Source organism: Acinetobacter sp. OYA S30 (assembly GCF_033599315.1).
Classification (GTDB): domain Bacteria; phylum Pseudomonadota; class Gammaproteobacteria; order Pseudomonadales; family Moraxellaceae; genus Acinetobacter; species Acinetobacter baumannii.
Window position 1 is genome coordinate 1 of record NZ_JAWVAV010000028.1, and the last position, 19,192, is coordinate 19,192.

At 39.4% G+C, this 19,192-nt stretch carries 21 protein-coding genes; 5 read left to right on the forward strand and 16 right to left on the reverse strand.

Annotation, left to right across the window (positions count from 1 at the left end):
- Positions 1-182: 182 nt before the first annotated feature.
- From R5R67_RS13455 to R5R67_RS13510, 12 genes are all read right to left on the reverse strand, one after another.
- Positions 183-941, reverse strand: coding sequence for an SDR family oxidoreductase (locus R5R67_RS13455; RefSeq protein WP_000880605.1), 759 nt, complete (start codon positions 939-941; stop codon positions 183-185).
- Between the two features lie 294 nt (positions 942-1,235).
- Positions 1,236-1,880 (reverse strand): tRNA-(ms[2]io[6]A)-hydroxylase, encoded by a 645-nt coding sequence (locus R5R67_RS13460; protein WP_000095053.1) that lies wholly within the window; start codon positions 1,878-1,880, stop codon positions 1,236-1,238.
- Positions 1,881-1,886: 6 nt separating this feature from the next.
- A complete protein-coding gene (gene pdxJ / locus R5R67_RS13465) occupies positions 1,887-2,612 on the reverse strand; it encodes a pyridoxine 5'-phosphate synthase (RefSeq protein ID WP_000729414.1) in 726 nt (241 codons plus the stop codon).
- A 13-nt stretch (positions 2,613-2,625) separates the two neighbouring features.
- A complete protein-coding gene (recO, locus tag R5R67_RS13470) occupies positions 2,626-3,339 on the reverse strand; it encodes a DNA repair protein RecO (protein WP_000985103.1) in 714 nt (237 codons plus the stop codon).
- A gap of 9 nt (positions 3,340-3,348) precedes the next feature.
- Positions 3,349-3,549: an NF038104 family lipoprotein gene (locus R5R67_RS13475; RefSeq protein ID WP_000644486.1), complete on the reverse strand. Its 201-nt coding sequence runs from the start codon at positions 3,547-3,549 to the stop codon at positions 3,349-3,351.
- An 18-nt stretch (positions 3,550-3,567) separates the two neighbouring features.
- A complete protein-coding gene (era, locus tag R5R67_RS13480; protein WP_001985518.1) occupies positions 3,568-4,590 on the reverse strand; it encodes a GTPase Era in 1,023 nt (340 codons plus the stop codon).
- Between the two features lie 11 nt (positions 4,591-4,601).
- Complete coding sequence (gene rnc / locus R5R67_RS13485) at positions 4,602-5,294, reverse strand: ribonuclease III (RefSeq protein ID WP_000160699.1); 693 nt, start codon at positions 5,292-5,294, stop codon at positions 4,602-4,604.
- Positions 5,266-5,640 (reverse strand): DUF4845 domain-containing protein, encoded by a 375-nt coding sequence (locus R5R67_RS13490; RefSeq protein ID WP_001224039.1) that lies wholly within the window; start codon positions 5,638-5,640, stop codon positions 5,266-5,268. The genes rnc and R5R67_RS13490 overlap by 29 nt, the downstream gene beginning before the upstream one ends.
- Before the next feature lie 23 nt (positions 5,641-5,663).
- Complete coding sequence (gene lepB, locus R5R67_RS13495) at positions 5,664-6,491, reverse strand: signal peptidase I (protein ID WP_000344900.1); 828 nt, start codon at positions 6,489-6,491, stop codon at positions 5,664-5,666.
- Between the two features lie 70 nt (positions 6,492-6,561).
- Positions 6,562-8,379 carry a translation elongation factor 4 gene (gene lepA / locus R5R67_RS13500; protein WP_000035778.1) on the reverse strand — a complete coding sequence of 606 codons (1,818 nt, stop codon included), beginning with the start codon at positions 8,377-8,379 and terminating at the stop codon, positions 6,562-6,564.
- A 178-nt stretch (positions 8,380-8,557) separates the two neighbouring features.
- Positions 8,558-9,007: an acyl-CoA thioesterase gene (locus R5R67_RS13505; RefSeq protein ID WP_000094833.1), complete on the reverse strand. Its 450-nt coding sequence runs from the start codon at positions 9,005-9,007 to the stop codon at positions 8,558-8,560.
- A 120-nt stretch (positions 9,008-9,127) separates the two neighbouring features.
- Entirely contained in the window at positions 9,128-10,504 is a 1,377-nt protein-coding gene (locus R5R67_RS13510; protein WP_000842416.1) for a Do family serine endopeptidase, read from the reverse strand.
- A gap of 230 nt (positions 10,505-10,734) precedes the next feature.
- On the opposite strand from R5R67_RS13510, the gene nadB reads away from it, so the two are divergent.
- A complete protein-coding gene (gene nadB, locus R5R67_RS13515) occupies positions 10,735-12,378 on the forward strand; it encodes an L-aspartate oxidase (protein ID WP_000367543.1) in 1,644 nt (547 codons plus the stop codon).
- A 54-nt stretch (positions 12,379-12,432) separates the two neighbouring features.
- Here the strand turns inward: nadB and R5R67_RS13520 are convergent, their stop codons facing one another.
- From R5R67_RS13520 to pabC, 4 genes are all read right to left on the reverse strand, one after another.
- A complete protein-coding gene (locus R5R67_RS13520) occupies positions 12,433-12,849 on the reverse strand; it encodes a PaaI family thioesterase (RefSeq protein WP_000842535.1) in 417 nt (138 codons plus the stop codon).
- 135 nt (positions 12,850-12,984) lie between these two features.
- A complete protein-coding gene (tmk, locus tag R5R67_RS13525; protein ID WP_000470764.1) occupies positions 12,985-13,584 on the reverse strand; it encodes a dTMP kinase in 600 nt (199 codons plus the stop codon).
- A 9-nt stretch (positions 13,585-13,593) separates the two neighbouring features.
- On the reverse strand, positions 13,594-14,664 hold the full coding sequence (gene mltG, locus R5R67_RS13530) for an endolytic transglycosylase MltG (RefSeq protein WP_001125863.1): 1,071 nt from the start codon (positions 14,662-14,664) through the stop codon (positions 13,594-13,596).
- Between the two features lies 1 nt (position 14,665).
- Positions 14,666-15,478 (reverse strand): aminodeoxychorismate lyase, encoded by an 813-nt coding sequence (gene pabC, locus R5R67_RS13535; RefSeq protein WP_000263428.1) that lies wholly within the window; start codon positions 15,476-15,478, stop codon positions 14,666-14,668.
- 263 nt (positions 15,479-15,741) lie between these two features.
- On the opposite strand from pabC, the gene R5R67_RS13540 reads away from it, so the two are divergent.
- The 4 genes from R5R67_RS13540 (at position 15,742) to cysW (ending at position 19,183) form a co-directional block, all read left to right on the forward strand.
- On the forward strand, positions 15,742-16,749 hold the full coding sequence (locus R5R67_RS13540) for a sulfate ABC transporter substrate-binding protein (RefSeq protein ID WP_001212600.1): 1,008 nt from the start codon (positions 15,742-15,744) through the stop codon (positions 16,747-16,749).
- 30 nt (positions 16,750-16,779) lie between these two features.
- Entirely contained in the window at positions 16,780-17,388 is a 609-nt protein-coding gene (locus R5R67_RS13545) for an RBBP9/YdeN family alpha/beta hydrolase (protein WP_000149917.1), read from the forward strand.
- An 80-nt stretch (positions 17,389-17,468) separates the two neighbouring features.
- Positions 17,469-18,302, forward strand: coding sequence for a sulfate ABC transporter permease subunit CysT (gene cysT, locus R5R67_RS13550; protein ID WP_000083115.1), 834 nt, complete (start codon positions 17,469-17,471; stop codon positions 18,300-18,302).
- Positions 18,299-19,183, forward strand: a complete 885-nt coding sequence (gene cysW / locus R5R67_RS13555; RefSeq protein ID WP_001048807.1) for a sulfate ABC transporter permease subunit CysW — start codon at positions 18,299-18,301, stop codon at positions 19,181-19,183. Before cysT ends, cysW begins: the two co-directional genes overlap by 4 nt.
- The last annotated feature ends 9 nt before the right edge of the window (positions 19,184-19,192 follow it).

The following is a 19,192-nucleotide window of genomic DNA, read 5'->3' on the forward strand; positions in this document are numbered from 1 at the left end:
ATACTAAAAAGCCCGCAGCATTAAAGCGGGCTTTTTTATTGCTTTCTATTAAAGTATACCTATAAAAAAATCCCCTACTGCCTGTAGAGGATTTGCTTTTCATAATTCGAATATTTACCAGATCGAATCATCAGTTCTAAACTTAGGTAGACCTTCTACGCTTAGATCTTTTTAAAATTACATTATTCCACTTCTACAACTTTTAAAGGGTTAAAAGTCTGAGTCGTTGGCATCATTTCTATACGGTTAATATTAATATGCGGTGGTTGTGATGCGATCCATGCTACTGTATTTGCAATATCTTCCGGCAAAATTGGATTTTTCTTATCGTATAGACTGTTAGCTTTCTCCTGATCTCCCTTAAAACGTACAAGAGAAAATTCGGTACCACCACACAACCCTGGCTCAATATTCGTTACTCGCACGCCAGTACCAGCCAAATCTGCACGTAGATTTAAACTAAACTGCTCTACAAAAGCTTTTGTTGCCCCATATACATTACCACCTGGATATGGGTATGTACCTGCAATTGAACCCATATTAATGATTAAGCCTGATTTCTTCTTTACCATACTTGGTAAAATTAATCGGGTAACCGTAACAAGTCCTTTAACATTGGTATCAATCATGGTGTACCAATCATCTAAATCCGCTTTATCTGCTGGCTCTAGACCCAATGCCAAGCCTGCATTATTCACTAGTAAGTCAATTTGATCGATTTGAAATTCATTTGGTAATTCTTTAAATAACTTATTTATATTTTCTGCTGTATCAGTCATATCAAATACGAGTGAGTAGAAATTTTCGCCAAGCTGTTTTTGTAGTTCTTCTAATTTTTCTGCGCGTCTTCCACATCCAATAACTTTATAGCCTGACTCAATCAGTTTTTTTGAAATACTATAACCAAAACCTGCTGATGCGCCTGTAACTAATGCTAACATTCTTATATCCTTAGAAATAATCAACTGTTTCAGTTGAACTCATGATGAACATATCAGCCTTTATATTTACACAATATTTATTATTAGCCTAAAAAAATAAAAGTTTTTTAAAAAAATTTTAAGAGAAATTTAAATCTGTAAAAAATATATTTATTAAATAATGATATGCATTAAAAAACTAAAAAATGGTCCTTACTTAACCTTAAATATCGGCTCAAACTATTTAGAAGTTAGAGCTACTTAATAAAAAAGTTTACCGTGAAAGGTAAACTTTTTAACTTGAGGTATCCAAGCTTATGCAGGGATACCACTATGAAAACGGAAAGTATCATCTGGAGTCAAAATCAGATTCTTTTCAACTTCACGGATATGTTCAATACGCTGTTGAATATCTTCTTCAGGATCTTTCATTTTGGCAGTTTTTGCGACGTCAAGCGCTAGTGCTAAATAGTCTTCAAAATGACGAGATTCTGACTTAAGCAAGTAACGGTAATAGCGTCCTAACTCATCATCAACACACGGAGCAAGCGCATAAAAACGTTCACATGAACGTGCTTCTACAAAAGCCCCAATCACGAGTACATCAATTAGAGCTTCTGGTTCATATGTGCGGATTTCTTTTCGTAAGCCACCTGCATAGCGTCCAGCACTTAAACCTTTCCACTCTTGCCCACGTTTCGTCATAAATTCTAGAACTTGTTCATAGTGAAGCATTTCTTCACGTACAAGCTGGGCAAGCTTAACTTGTAAGTCCGTGAAAAAACTATAGCGGAACATCAAGTTCATGGCCGTACCCGCTGCTTTTTTCTCACAGTTAGCATGATCTTGCATCAAGATGTCTAAATTATTAACGGCCTCATCCAACCATTCTTTTGGGGTTTGGCATCCTAAAAATGCTAATACAGGCTGCATTAATTCATCGTAATTGATACTCGACATTACTACTTATCCTGCTGCCTGAATCGCTGTTTTCATATCTTTCACCGCCTGTACCAGTCCAACAAAAACACTTTCCGCAATAATTGAGTGCCCAATATTTAACTCATGAATTTGTGGAATTGCCGCAATTGGAGCAATATTTTTCAGATTCAACCCGTGACCAGCATTTACAACCAAACCTTTTGAAGCTGCGTATTCCACACCTTTTACAATGCGAGCAAGTTCTTCTTGTTGTTCTTGCTCTGTTGTTGCATCTGCATAAGCCCCGGTATGTAATTCAATAGTAGGCGCTCCACAAGCAATTGCTGCATCAATTTGAGCAAAATCAGCATCAATAAAGAGTGAAACATCACAACCAATGGCAGCTAAAGCTTGAGTTGCAGCTTTAACTTTTTCAAAGTTACCTACTACATCTAAACCGCCTTCTGTTGTAACTTCTTGGCGTCGTTCTGGTACAAAACACACATGTTGTGGTTGAATTTCTTTCGCAAACTCAACCATTTCATCAGTTACGGCCATTTCAAGATTCATACGTGTTTTCAATAATGGACGCATACGGCGCACGTCATCATCTTGAATATGTCTGCGATCTTCACGCAAATGCAAAGTAATCCCCTCTGCACCCGCTTGTTCACAAATAAGAGCAGCTTCTACAGGGTCTGGGTAAGCAGTACCGCGCGCCTGTCTTAAAGTAGCAACATGGTCTATGTTTACACCAAGCAATGCAGCCATAAAAAAATCCTAATTACGATTGAGTTTGAGTATTTTGAATCCACAATTGTCGACTTTTTAGGGGACGGTCACCTAAAAGCGATGTAATCATTTGACGGTATAGTTTACCTAATAATTGCAATTGTTCGTGAGAAAAATCCTGTCCCTGCTCATAATCCAGCATGGATAAAATTGCTTTTCCTGACAACGATGAGCGACTTGCCTGAACAACGGGGGCAAATCCTTCAGTCACTTGAAACTGATAAAACTGTTGAGGCAAAATTTCTTTTTGTGAGCTATCAATTGAAAAATCAATCGCATAGCCTAGCTCTGCAAGCAAGATATGCTCAAATTGCCTCAAGATCTGTCTAAGAAATAAATCCGGATTTTCATGAGAAGATAGCTGCTGGAGTTGAAGCAGCGTTAACTGGTATTGTTCAAAAGTTTGTGGCATTGCCTCTTCTAGTGGGCAAAGTCTAAGAACAATTTCGTTTAAATAGAAGCCTGCAAAAAAAGCATCGCCAAAAAAGAAAACCGGCTGATTTAGTATTTCCAGCTTTGTAAAATTTTTGAGCTCACTTTTGCCTGTGGCTTGCAAACGGATTGGCTGATATTGAGGAGGCGGAGTCTGTCTTAAAATACCATCAACCCGCCCATATTCTTGAGTGAAGAGATGCACAATATGGCTTTTTTCACGATATTTACGATGGTGAATCATATATCCATGTAGGACTTCATTGCGCATCATAAAAAGAAACTATTCCTCAGATTCTTTTTCTTTTTTATCGTCGTCATCACCATCAGGAATTACAGCCCCTACAACAGCAGCTGTACCCTTCACTACACCTTTAGTCGTTTTATAAGCAATACCTACTGGTACGGTTACAAGCTTATATACACAACCTTGCAACATCAATGTACATCCAACGATAATCAATATTGATGTAATTGCTTTCATACCAGTATTCCCTACTTTTTAGATATCACTATATCCTAAACTTTTTAAAGCACGTTCATCATCAGACCAACCACCTTTGACCTTAACCCATAAGGTAAGCATGATCTTTTGTTCGAACATTTTTTCCATGTCTTTACGTGCATCCATGCCAATTGTTTTAAGCTTGGCACCTTTTTCACCAATTACAATCGCTTTTTGACCAGGACGATCCACAAAAATAGTTGCATCAATATAGGTACATGCTGGTTTTAAACGACCAGTTTTTTCATTAACAGTTGCCTCTTCCGTTTTGAAAGATTCAATTTGTACTGTTAAATCATAAGGTAGCTCTTCACCCAACTGACGCATGATTTTTTCACGGATGATTTCACTTGCCAAGAAGCGCTCTGAACGGTCCGTAATTTGATCGAATGAATATAAAGGTGGCTGATAAGGAAGATATTTTTCAATCGTTTCACTTAAGTGCTCTAAGTTTGCTCCACGGAGTGCAGAAACAGGAACAATCTCCGCAAAATTCATAAGTTTGGCACGTTCTTGAATTAAAGGGAGAATCTCTCTCTTATCTCCAAAAGTATCAGCTTTATTAATCACCAAAATAACTGGCATATCAGCATTCTTGAGTTTCTCAAGAACTAAATCGTCATTTTGAGTCCACTTGTGGGCATCAATAACAAATAAGACTAAATTCACGTCACGTAACGCAGAATGCGCAGCACGGTTCATCATTTTATTGATTGCACGTACTTCTTTCTTATGCATACCTGGGGTATCGACATAAACCGCTTGCATTTTTTCACGCGAATCAATACCAATAATTTTATGGCGTGTCGTTTGAGGTTTACGTGAAGTAATAGAGAGTTTTTGGCCCAATAAATGGTTCATGAGGGTAGATTTACCCACATTTGGACGTCCTACAATCGCCACAAATCCGCTCTTAAAATCCGAAGGAATTGTAACGCCTTTGGAACTAAAAAATTGATCAATCAGATTGTTTGGATCTTGGTTTTCGTTTGAATCTGGATTGATTTGATCAGAATGCATCGACATGCAGGTTATTGCTCCAATAACTTTAAAATTTCCGCCGCTGCTGCCTGCTCGGCAAAACGACGACTTGACCCCTCACCATGAATTTTTGATAAACCATCTACCAAACATTCGACTTTAAAGTGCTGATGAGGCGCATCACCCTGAATATCTACAACCTCGTAAACAGGGAGAGGTTTTTTACGTGCTTGTAGATACTCTTGTAAACGTGATTTTGGATCCTTGAGTTGATCTGTTGGCTCAATATGATCTAAATAAGGCGTATACCATTTTAGCACAATATCTTTGAGTAGGTTCAGATCACTACTATCAAGATAAATTGCACCAATAATGGCCTCCACTGTGTCAGCCAATATTGACTCACGATGATGACCACCAGATTTCAACTCGCCTGTGCTTAATATTAAACACCGACTAAGTTGCAAATCGGTTGCAATTTTACCTAATGCTTCCTGACGTACTAAAGTCGCGCGCATACGCGTTAGTCGCCCCTCATTTTCATGAGGGTACGCATGGTATAAATAATTGGCGATAATCATCCCCAACAGTGAATCGCCCAAAAATTCCAGACGTTCGTAGTTATACTTATGACTCACCGAACGATGAGTCAAAGCCAACTGTAGCAATTCAGGCTGCTTAAATTGATAACCGATTCGACTGAGTAAGCGAGGATCACTTAGCTTGAACTGATGTTTTGTCAAAACTCTTCTCAAATGTTAAAACTAAATCAATATTCAGTAAGAAAGGCTTTCTTACCTCATATTTCTTTTTGACTGTTAGACTTGGCTGGTTAAACACTTCAGCAATCTCTTTAAAATGCAGATCACGAATGTTGTTCATTTCCAGTCGTTGGTCCATCTGTGTCATAAACTTTTGGGGTGTGATATCAGCCGAGCTTTGTTGCATAAGCTCTGTAATCTGATTATTAATCACACGATCATCCCAATATGCTGGCCAAACTGCAAGTACGGCTTTCACCGCAATTGCAAATATGACCACCCCAAATAAAATTGCTAAATACGAAGTACCCTGTTGTGCCTTACGCATTTTTGTTTTCCTAATGGTTGTTTTTAATCTATTTTCCCATTTCGGTTAAAGCTTGGCAGGTGGAAACCAGGTTCTTTATGCATCCAGACATAGAAAGCTCGGCCTGTTAAATTTTCTTCAGGTACGAAGCCCCAGAAACGACTGTCAGCACTTTGATCACGGTTATCCCCCATTGCAAAGTAATGTCCTTTCGGAACTGTTACTTCCCAATATAAACCGTCTTGGTTTGCATATTTACCATTATCAACATAGTTGATAAATGGCGCCTGACGCGCAACATTTACGCCTTCAAGCTCACGCATCGTAAAGGTATGATCACCAATTGTTTCTTTATGATAAATAGAAGTTGGTGTATCTAAAGCATCTTTTTCGCGACTAAACTGTGTTGGTACTTTAGGAATTTTTTGACCATTAATAATCAATTGTCCATGATCATAAACAATATGGTCACCAGGTAAGCCAATTACACGTTTAATATAACTAATAGTAGGTTGTGGTGGATAACGAAAAACGATGACATCACCACGTTTCGGTTCACCGATATCAATCACTTTTTTATTGACGATAGGTAAACGGACACCATAGTCAAATTTATTAACTAAAATAAAATCGCCAGTCTCTAAGGTCGGAACCATAGAGTCTGATGGAATATTAAATGGTTCATAAAGAAATGAGCGAAGTACAAGCACAACAGCTAAAACCGGCCAAAAGTCATAGGCCCATGTAATAACAAAATTTTCGTTCTCTCGCCCTTTATTTGCACGCTGTTTAAAAACAAGCTTATCTAGCAACCACACTGCAAATAAAATCAGCGTAACAGGAACAAGAATTAAATTAAAATCAAAATCCACAGGACCTCACTCGCAGCTTAGCTGCTTGCCTTGCGGCTGGGAGAAGATAAGTTCATCCCAGCCTTTTCTCTTATCTTTCTACTTTCAAAACAGCTAAGAACGCTTCTTGTGGGATTTCTACACTACCCACTTGTTTCATACGTTTCTTACCTTCTTTTTGTTTCGCAAGTAGTTTCTTCTTACGAGACACGTCACCGCCATAACATTTTGCTAAAACGTTTTTACGCATCGCCTTCACGGTCGAACGAGCAATAATTTGTGCACCAATAGCAGCCTGAATTGCGACATCGAACATTTGACGTGGAATCAAATCTTTCATTTTCTCAACTAAAGCAATACCACGATGACGAGCATCATTACGGTGACAAATCATTGCAAGCGCATCGACCTTCTCACCATTAATTAACACGTCAACCTTAACTAAAGATGAACTCTCAAAACGAATAAAGTTATAGTCAAGTGAAGCAAAACCACGTGAACATGATTTAAGCTTATCAAAGAAGTCCATAACCACTTCAGCCATAGGAATTTCAAAAGTAATTGAAACTTGATTACCTAAGAATTTCATGTCTTTTTGTACACCACGGCGCTCAATACATAGGGTCATGACGTTACCTAAGTACTCTTGCGGTACAAGAATATGACACTCTGCAATTGGCTCACGCAAATCTTCAACAACAGAACCATCCAGCATTTTAGATGGACTATCGATATAGATCGTATCGCCTTTTTTAGTGACAGCTTCATACACTACCGTTGGCGCTGAGCTGATCAAATCAAGGTCATACTCGCGCTCTAAACGCTCTTGTACGATTTCCATGTGCAACATGCCCAAGAAACCACAACGGAAACCAAAACCAAGCGCATCTGAACTTTCAGGTTCAAAGAATAAAGCCGAGTCATTGATCTGTAGTTTTTGTAAGGCTTCGCGGAATGGTTCAAAATCGCTTGCATCAATTGGGAAAAGGCCTGCGTAAACCTGAGGTTTAACCTTTTTAAAACCAGGAAGTGAAGCTACTTCAGGGGTTGTTGAAAGCGTGATGGTATCACCTACCGGCGCACCAAAAATATCTTTAATACCCGCGATAACAAAGCCTACTTCACCAGCTTCAAGCACGCCAGTTTCAGTATGTTTAGGGTTGAATACACCTACCGATGTAACGATGTGAGTCTGACCAGTAGATTTAACCAACATTTTGTCGCCCTTGCGGATACGACCATCTTTAATACGAACTAAAGAGACAACACCTAAATAGTTATCAAACCATGAGTCAATGATTAATGCCTGTAAAGGAGCCTCACGGTCACCTGTAGGAGCAGGAATAACATCAACTAAGGTTTCTAAGACACCTTCAACGCCTAAGCCTGTTTTTGCAGAACATGTAGGTGCATTGGTTGCTTCAATACCAATAATTTCTTCAATTTCGTGAATAACGCGCTCAGGCTCTGCTTGCGGCAAATCAATTTTATTTAAAATTGGAAGAACTTCTAGACCTTGCTCAATAGCGGTATAACAGTTTGCAACTGATTGTGCTTCTACACCTTGTGCAGCATCCACAACCAATAACGCACCTTCACAAGCAGCTAATGAACGTGATACTTCATAAGAGAAATCAACGTGTCCCGGAGTATCAATAAAGTTAAGCTGATATTCCTGCCCGTTTGGATGAGTATAGTACAACGTCACCGAAGCAGCTTTAATGGTAATCCCACGTTCACGCTCGAGCTCCATTGAGTCCAAGACCTGAGCTTGCATCTCACGATCTTGCAGGCCACCACACATCTGAATAAAACGGTCAGCCAAAGTAGACTTACCATGATCAATATGAGCGATAATCGAGAAATTTCGGATATTTTTGATATCAACGGATTTTTTAGCTTGCGCCATGGGCTACCTTGAGAAAATATAAAGTGCTATGTAGCTTGTTTTAATACATAGCCAAAGCGGTTTAACAAATTGCGAGAGATTATAGCAGATGGATATTTTAAAGTATCCAAAATTCATGAGCTTTGTACTTATGTTTTAAAAAAATGATAATTCAAAGTACAAGTAATGCTTCTGATTATCAGGCATATGAAACAGTAAAATCTAAAGGATTTATACTTGAATCGAGAGGTTTATAAGCCTGTGTAAAAGTCGGCGACATACGTTTAGGTCGACCTGAAGCAATTTCAATACATGCCCATTTGGTATTTCCGACGAACAAAATTGCCTGATCAGAAGGACGGAAAAAGGCATACTGACGAAATGAATATAGAGCATTAATATCATCTAGCCATGTCCGCAGTACAATTTCTTCACCTTCAAACGCAGCTTTACGGTATTGCACATGGTGTTCAACCGCAACCATTGCATGTTTTAGCTCTAGATATTTGGTTACTCCTACCCCTAATGTTTCCACATGAGCAGCAGCGACGTCTTGCATCCACTGGACATACATTACATTGTTAACATGCCCTAAAGCATCAATATGCTGTGGCTGAACCTGAATATGTAAATCGAAAATACTGCTCACAAAACACCCACTTTAATCATTAAATTCAAAGCTAAAATTTAATTAGCTAGATCGAACATTATGCCGAATACAAATAATAAAAAACCACCCATTTTCAGGGTGGTTCATTTTTATAATATTTTACTGAATACGTAAACCAAGCATTGCTCGTTGTCCTTGACGAATAATCCCAACTCGCGCAACTGTATTTTTCGGCAAATTCGAAACAACTTTTGCAAAATCCTGACTATTTAGAATTTGAGTATTATTAACCTGAATAATCACATCGCCAGGAATGATATTTGACAATGATGCTAATCCACCACGGCGAACATCTTGTACATAAATACCGCCTTTTATACCTAAAGCATTTTTCTCTGGCACGGCGAGATCACGAATACTCATTCCCAATACTGGACCTTTAGAAGCAGAGGCTTGATTACCGGTAGCTGGTGTTTCATCAGGTGCTGTTGCTAGTGTTGCCGAGATATTTCGGGTTTTATCATCACGTAAAACTTCAAACTGAACAGTTTGGTTTGGTTGTACTTTATTTAATGCATAAAGCAAATCACTAGTACGCAGTACAGAAGCACCATTTAATTTTAGAATAACATCGCCAGCTCTAAGCCCTGCTTTTTGAGCAGGTGAATTTGGAGAAACCTGAGTAATCAGAGCACCTTCCGGTTTAGGCAATTTATAGGCATCTGCAAGGTTACGGTCAATATCTTGCATCATAACGCCTAGGTATGAACGAGTCACTTTCCCTTTCGTTTTAAGCTGTTCAGCTACATCCATCGCAACATCAATTGGAATAGAGAAAGATAAGCCCATATAACCACCCGTACCACTAAAGATACGTGAGTTCACCCCGACAACTTCACCATTTTGGTTAAACAATGGACCGCCTGAGTTACCAGGGTTCAACGCCACATCAGTTTGAATAAATGGTACAGAGGTTTCACCGCTCATGTTACGTGATTTAGCGCTGACAATACCTGCCGAAGCTGAATAATCAAAACCAAATGGTGAACCAATTGCTAAAACCGGCTCTCCTACACGTAAACGGTCAACATTTCCTACGCGTAAAGCAGGATAGTTAGTTCCGTTTACCTTTAATAAGGCAACGTCTGTCCGCTCATCACTACCGACCACTGTTGCATCAATTTCACGACGGTCATTTAAAGTAATACTGATGCGGGAAGCATTTTCAATTACATGATGGTTCGTAAGTAAATAACCATCTTTACTAATAAAGAACGCACTACCATATGCGGTTTTCTCTTGAGGACCTTGTTGCTGTGGAATGATGACCTGATTACCAAAGAAACGTTTTAAAATTTCAGGTACTTGCTGTTGTAGCAGTTCATCCTGAGTCATTTTTTTTACAACGTTTACACTCACCACAGCCGGACTAACTTGTTCAACGAGGTTTGAAAAATCAACAGCAGCATTTGCTTGAACAGCAGCAACTGTAAATACCGCTGCATACATTCCTTGTTGTAAATAGCGAGATTTCATTCGGTGCTCACCCACAATTGGTCTACGAGAATAAGAATAAAACTTTTGTATCACAATGCTTTGGAATTGTGCGTAACAATATGTTTATTTGTAAGGCATCCTCATCACGTTTATTTTACACATTGCAATTTTTTAAGCTAATTGCAATTTTTCTGTGACTTAGAGCGCTTAAGCTCTTGCCTTTTTAGGTAAAAAGGGGTGTCATTAGCGGACGTTTTAAATTGATGCGAATGGACATGCCTAATCAACAGACAATTCACCACTTTGACGTGATTATTGTGGGCAGTGGCGGTGCTGGTTTAAGTCTGGCTTTATCGTTACCAAGTCATTTTAATATTGCAGTTTTAGCTAAAGCTGCTTTAACTGAAGCAAGTACCTTCTATGCACAAGGTGGTGTTGCTGCGGTGCTTGATGAAACTGACTCTATTCAACAACACATTAATGACACTATGATTGCAGGTGCTCATTTATGTGAAATGGATGCAGTCCAGCATACTGTAGAAGGCGGCCGTCCTTCTGTTGATTTCCTTTTAAAGCAAGGCGTTCAGTTTACCTTAGATGAAGATAAACAGCTTCATTTGACTCGTGAGGGTGGCCATTCGCAGCGCCGTATTATTCATTCTGCTGATGCAACTGGCAAAGCTATTTCAACCACTTTGGTTGAACGCGCCAAAGAACGCAAGAATATTACTATTTTTGAAAACTACATTGCGATTGATTTAATCACGTCGCATAAATTGGGTCATACAGATCAAGCAAATCGTGCTATTGGTTTGTATGCACTAGATGAAAGTACTGAAAAAGTTCATACCTTCCTTGCCCCATTTACCGCACTTGCTTGCGGCGGCGCAATGAAAGCTTACCTTTATTCATCTAATCCGGATATTGCTACTGGTGACGGTATTGCGATGGCATACCGTGCAGGTTGCCGTGTTGCCAATATGGAATTTAACCAGTTCCATCCAACCTGCCTTTACCATCCGCAAGCACGTTCTTTCTTAATTACTGAAGCCATGCGTGGTGAAGGTGCTTACTTACGTTTACCAGATGGCGAACGTTTTATGCTACGTTTTGACGATCGTGCAGAGTTGGCTCCTCGCGATATTGTGGCACGTACCATTGACCATGAAATTAAACGTCTCGGTATTCGCCATGTGTGGTTAGACATTACACACAAATCGCCTGAGTTTATTAAAGAGCACTTTCCTACACTTTATGCACGATTGCTTGAGTTAGGTATCGACATCACTAAAGACATGATTCCAGTGGTGCCGGCTGCACACTATACCTGTGGTGGTGTTGTGGTTGACTCAAATAGCCAGACTGATATTGAAGGTCTATATGCAATTGGTGAAACCTCTTATACGGGTTTACATGGTGCAAACCGTATGGCGAGCAACTCATTACTTGAATGCTTCGTTTATGGCATGAGTGCAGCAAAAGATATCGAAAGTAAGTTTGATAAAAACTTCAAATTACCGGAAGTACCCACTTGGGACGATTCTCAAGTAACCAATCCAGATGAAGATGTCGTGATTTTACAAAACTGGGATGAGTTACGTTCGACCATGTGGAACTACGTTGGTATTGTAAGAACCACAAAACGTTTAGAACGTGCTTTACACCGTATTGAAATGCTAAAGCGCGAAATTACTGAATATTATCAAGATTATCGTGTCAGCAAAAACCTGATTGAACTGCGTAATCTTGTACTTGTTTCCGAAATGATTGTTCGTTGTGCTATGCACCGTAAAGAATCGCGTGGCTTACATTACACACTTGATTATCCGGAAACTTCGAGTGAGATTCGTAAAACGGTTCTGACGCCTCCAAACTTTGCAGTAGAGCAACCTTTGGTGAATACGAGTGTATAAATAGTTTTTTATAAAAAAGCACGGTTCATGCCGTGCTTTTTTATTACTTAAGATTTATGGTCTAGGAGGAATTGAGTAAGTCGCGGTCACATGTGCCACGGGTTCCTCTTGCCCTACTGAATAAATCCAGACCTCACCTACGACTAAGCTCTTTCCTACTTTCATGAGCTTACATTCACTGCGTAAGTCTTGATCACCTGCGGGTTTTCTCAGGAAATTAATATTAAAATTGGTGGTTACAGCTAAACCAATAATTCCAATTTCACCGAGTATTGCAATATATAAAGCAAAGTCTGCCAAAGTCATCATAGCCGGGCCAGATATAGTACCTCCCGGACGTTGATGTCTTTGGTCAACGTGATAATAAACAACGGCAGCTTTAGAAGTGACTGATTCAATCGTGCAATGTTCCAAACTTTGTGGGAATTCCTTTTCAAGAAATGCCACAATTTCTTCTTTTGAGCTTTTCATCCTTGTTATTCTTCAATTTTAAACAGTAATTAAAATAGCATAAGATACTGCCCAATATTTTCTATGACGTTTAAAACCAGATTTCTTGTCATTTTTCACCACTCCCAGAGAAATGAGAGTGGCTTTTACTACTACTTATCCTAAATATTGCAAAGCTTGCTCGAATACCTGATCAGGACTTTGAGTAGCATCTAAACGTTTAATACGCTCAGGCTCAGCTTTCCATAAGGTTTCATATCCTTCACGAACCTTAGTAAAGAAGCTTAACTTTTCCTGTTCAAAACGGTCTAAAGCTCCGCGTTCACGTGCACGGTTCATACCGAGTTCAATCGGTGCATCTAACCAAAAAGTCACTTCTGGCATACGTGAAACGAAGTTCTGGTTTAAAAGCTGTAATTTGTCTTGGCTTAAACCACGACCGGAACATTGATAAGCAAAACTCGCATCAGTAAAACGGTCACTTAATACAATTTTATTAGACTCTAATGCCGGCAAAATAACTTGTTGTAAGTGTTGAGCTCGTGCCGCATAAATTAAGAGCAGTTCGGTATCATGACTCATATTTTCATCATGATTCACTGCCAAAAGCATCGAACGAATTTGTTCTGCGAGCGGTGTTCCACCCGGCTCTCGAGTTAAAACAACTTGTTTACCTTGTTCTTCAAAATGCTGATGAATTTTTCGAATGAGTGTAGTTTTTCCTACCCCTTCCGTGCCTTCAAAGCTAATAAACATCTCTTTTCCTTATTTCTTCGATCTCAACACGGATAAATACTCTTGCACTGCTTGGTTATGTGCTTGCAAGTCTGCCGTAAATTTATGTCCACCATTACCAGTCGCTACAAAATAGATGTTATTTGAATCATCTGGATGTAACGCAGCCTCAATGGCTTTTTGGCTTGGCAGCGCAATTGGAGTTGGCGGTAACCCATTAATTGTATAGGTATTATATGGTGTTGGTGTACGTAAGTCTTCGCGAGTAATGTTACCCTTATAGTTTGCACCCATACCATAAATTACGGTTGGATCAGTCTGTAAACGCATACCGAGTTTTAAACGGCGCACGAAAACCCCTGAAACTTGTGTAAGTTCGCTATCGAGGCTCGTTTCTTTTTCAACAATAGAAGCCATGATTAAAGCTTCATACTTATCTTTATAAGGTAAATTTGGCGCCCGCTTTGCCCAAGCCGCATCTAAGGCTTTCATTTGACGATGATATAAATCGGTCAGGATTTTCTTATCAGTCTCACCTTTAGCAAAGAAATAAGTGTTGGGTGCAAACAGACCTTCAGGATGATGATAAGGAATACCTAAAGCCTTCATAAGCTGGTCATCTGGTAAATCCAATATCGTATTTTTTACATTTTTATCGTTTTTTAGTGCTGTAATCAGCTGCTTAAAAGTTGTTCCTTCAATCACTAGAACACGGTTCATCTGGGCATTATCAGCATTAGATAACATCTCTAATACTTGTCTTACGCTCATTCCCTGCTCTATCTCATATACACCAGCTTTCATACTGTCATGAATCATAAACTTTTGATAAAGCTTAAGTACAATTGGGAAATGGATTTTATTTTCTTTGGCTAAGCGATCAATAAAACCAGAATAGGTCTCACCTGATGTGATCGATAGCATCTGCTTTTTCCCTTCAATAGGATAAGCTTTAAATAAACTTGACCATAAAATAGCAAAAATAGAAATTAAAACGATAAAACAGCCAATCAGCACTAACTTTTTTGGAAAATTAGATGCTGTTTTCTTGCCCTTTTTTTTAGCATTTTTTGCTTTCGCATTCACAGGTGGCTTCGGCATATTAATGAATCTGATTCAAGTTAAGAGTATGAAATAAATTTAGGCACGCCTGTGACTCTAGAATTTGTTCACTGATTTGAGTAACTACTCGCATTGGATGTAAAGCATTACAAAAGAATAGGCTCTGTATTTGTGATACTTCATCTAGCTCAATTATTCTGACTTCACAGGCAATTCCGTAGTGCTGCATACGCGCCAAAATTTCTGCACGCATCACACCGTGGACGCCATTATAGCGAAGTTCCGGAGTAATCCATCTATCATTTAAACGAATAAAACAATTACTGCTTACCCCTTCAACAATATAACCTTGTACATCAGTTACTAAAGCTTCAACCCAGCCTTGTTGATCTGCTTCTTTTTTTAGCAATACCTGCTCAAGACGGTTTAAGGATTTAAGCCCAACTAAACTCGGCATGGTTAAACCTAAAGCCTGATTTAAAACACCACACTGTATAAAATCTGGCTGGAACTGCTCCAATGCTTTTGGATAAAACCAGATATAAATATCTGCCGCATGCTTTGGCAAACTATAGCCACGATCACCTTCACCACGGCTAATCACAATTTTTAAAGTCCCGTTGAGCACGAGATTCTGATTTTGTAGATGCTGCAAACTTTGTTCGATTAACTCAAAATCTGCAACCAAAGATAATTTTTGGCAAGCAAGTTTTAGACGTTCCCAGTGCCGTGCTTTAAGCTCAATCTTATTTTGAAAAACACGAATTGTGGTAAAGCAGCCATCCCCATAATGAAATGCCCGGTCCAATAAAGGAATGGTCTCTACAGGTTGTCCATTTTTAAAACACCACATGCTTAATCCGTCCTTTATTTAAAACCACCCAACAATACAACACCTTTCATTTAATTAATAAATGACTGATTTTTAAAAATTATACCGATTTAAGAGAAACTTTTGAAACTTGTTATATATCAAGATTTAAGAATAACTTATCCATTTTTATTATTTCTATATTTTTCATATTAAATTCGTTTTTTATTATTTTTTTAGAATAAAGACTAGCGCTATTCTGCGTTCATGTTTTGAACATTTCGTATTTTTTGAGGGGTTATCTCATGCGTTTTTCTCAGTTAAAAGTCGGGGTTATTGCTGCATTACTTTCTGTTTCATCGTTTGCAGCTCAAGAATTCTTAAACGTTTCTTACGATCCAACTCGCGAGTTATATACAGATTTCAATAAACAGTTTGGTACTTACTGGAAACAGCGTACCGGACAAGATATTGAGTTTAAACAATCACACGGTGGTTCTGGTAAACAGGCTCGTGCAGTGATTGATGGCTTAAATGCTGACGTTGTGACATTAGCACTTGCTGCTGATATTGATGAAATTGCTGAAAAAGCAAAATTGCTTCCAACAGACTGGCAGAAAAAGTTACCGCAAAACTCTACTCCGTACACATCAACTATCGTGTTTTTAGTTCGTAAGGGTAACCCTAAACAAATTAAAGATTGGGGTGACTTAATCAAGCCAGGCGTGGAAATTATTACACCAAACCCGAAAACTTCTGGTGGTGCACGCTGGAACTATCTTGCAGCTTGGGCTTGGGCAAAACATCAAGCAGGTGGTAACGATGCAAAAGCGCAAGAGTTTGTTCGCCAAATTTATAAACACACCAAAGTTTTAGATTCAGGTGCCCGTGGTGCAACCACTACATTTGCTGAACGCGGAATTGGTGACGTATTACTGGCTTGGGAAAATGAAGCACATTTAGCTATTCGTGAACAACCTGGCAAGTTTGAGATTGTGACGCCATCTTTATCTATTTTGGCTGAGCCACCAGTTGCAATTGTTGAAAAAAATGCAGCGAAAAAAGGCAACTTAACTATTGCAAAAGGTTACCTCAACTATTTGTACTCACCTGCTGGTCAAGAAATTGCAGCACGTAATTTCTACCGTCCTCGCAATGCAGCTGTACTCAAAAAATATAGCAATGTATTTAAGCCATTGAAACTTGTCACCATTGATAAAGAGTTTGGCGGTTGGACAAAAGTACAAAAGCAACACTTTGATAATGGTGGTGTTTTCGATCAAATCGTGAAAATCAATAGTGCAGAGAAGTAATTCTTTGTTCTAACGATAAGGAGAACAGACATGACACACACTGTAATTGTTCCGGGTGTAGGTGGAAGTGAACATCAACATTGGCAATCTTGGTTGCAGCGTCAACTCGTGTCTAGTTCTCGCGTTGAGCAAAAGAACTGGGATAGACCCGTATTAAGCGAGTGGATTGAGCAATTCGTTAACACAGTTCAAGCAGTACAAGCACCAGTCCAAATTGTTGCGCATAGTTTCGGCTGCCTAACTAGTGTTGCTGCCTTAGCAGAGCATCCAGAGTTACAACTTCAAGTTAAAAAACTGATTTTGGTTGCTCCTGCAAATCCGGCACGTTTTGGTGAAGCGGGATTTGCCCGTCATAGTTTGACTGACTACAAAGATTATTTTCATCAGCTAAAAATTAATGTGCCTGCAACGCTACTCATTAGTGAAAATGATCCATGGTTAGACTTTTTTGATGCTTTACAGCTTGCGAAATCTTGGCAATTAACCCCGATTAACCTTGGACAAGTCGGTCATATTAATGTTGCTTCAGGCTTTGGTCCGTTTCCTGACTTACTGAATCATCTACTTCCTGAAGACTCGATGTGTAGCCACTCATCTATTGATCCGGTAAAGACACATTTCTCTTTGAAATTTGCTTAATACCCAGCTTTATACCGCGCCGTTTATCTTTATTTATTCGCTTACTGGTTTCAGCAGGCTTTTCTCTTTGAGGAAATATCATGTCGCAGCGATCCCGAGTGCTGCCTGGGTTTGGTCTATCATTGGGCTTCACCCTCGCTTACGTTTCTTTTATTGTGCTTATTCCATTAGCCGCAGTCTTTATCAAATCATTTGGAATCGGATGGGACGGACTATGGGAAATTTTAACCTCTGAGCGTATTTTAAAATCGCTTCAACTCAGCTTTAGTTCAGCCTTAATTGCGGCGTTTATTAATGTTGTTTTTGGGCTACTTTTAGCTTGGTGCCTTGTCCGTTATAACTTCCCCGGAAAGCGTCTGGTTGATGCCTTAGTGGACTTACCTTTTGCACTTCCAACAGCGGTTGCAGGCATTGCGTTGACCTCACTCTATGCGCCTACAGGCTGGATCGGTCAATATTTAGAACCACTTGGTATTCAGGTTGCATATACCCCCATCGGGATTACGCTAGCTTTAGTGTTTATCGGCATTCCTTTTATTGTTCGAACCGTTCAACCGGTATTAAGCGATATTGAAACTGAACTTGAAGAGGCAGCTTCCGCACTCGGTGCAAATCGTTGGCAGACCATTACCAAAATTATTTTACCAATATTACTCCCTGCCCTATTTACAGGCTTTGCTTTAGCATTTGCTCGCGGTGTAGGTGAATATGGTTCTGTAATTTTCATTGCAGGTAACCAACCTTTTAAAACTGAAATTGCTCCGCTTATGATCATTTCTCGCCTCGAAGAATATGACTATGCAGGTGCAACGACTATTGCAGCAGTGATGTTGGTTCTCTCTTTCATTATTTTATTTGTCATTAACTTACTTCAAGCATGGGCAAACCGTCGTACAGGGAGAAATGTCACATGAACCTACATACCGACAGCAATGCACTTGCCTTGAAATTGCAATCTCGTGACGCGACACGTGAACCAACTTGGGTACGTTATACGCTCATTACAATTGCACTGATTTTTTTCCTTAGCTGCCTCATGCTGCCACTTATTCTGGTTTTTGTTGAAGCATTTAAACAAGGCCTTGAAGTCTATGTTCAAGCTTTAATTGATCCAGATACGTTATCAGCAGTGAAATTAACACTATTGACCGCAGCAATTGCCGTTCCGATTAATGTGATATTTGGTGTTGCCGCTGCATGGGCTGTTTCCAAATTTCAGTTTAAAGGCAAAGCAATTTTAACCACCATTATTGATATGCCTTTTTCGGTTTCACCTGTTATTGCAGGTTTAATGATTGTACTGATTTTCGGTGCTCAAGGCTGGTTAGGCGGTTGGCTCATGGAACATGACATCAAGATTCTATATGCCGTACCTGCCATTGTTTTAGCGACCATCTTTATTACAGTTCCATTTGTGGCGCGTGAGTTAATTCCACTTATGGAAGCGCAAGGAACTGAAGAAGAGGAAGCAGCGATTGTACTCGGTGCATCAGGTTGGCAAACCTTTTGGAAAGTCACACTCCCTAACATTAAATGGGGTCTGATTTACGGCGTGATTTTGTGTAATGCCCGTGCAATGGGTGAGTTTGGGGCAGTATCAGTAGTTTCCGGCCACATCCGTGGTGAGACCAATACCCTGCCTCTACATGTCGAAATTTTATATAACGAGTACACCTTTAGTGCAGCTTTTGCGGTGTCCTCACTACTTGCTTTCTTGGCACTATTAACACTGATTTTAAAAACCTGGTTAGAACTACATCAAGACAAACCAGAACCGCATTCAACTGATTCGTAAGGAATGAAA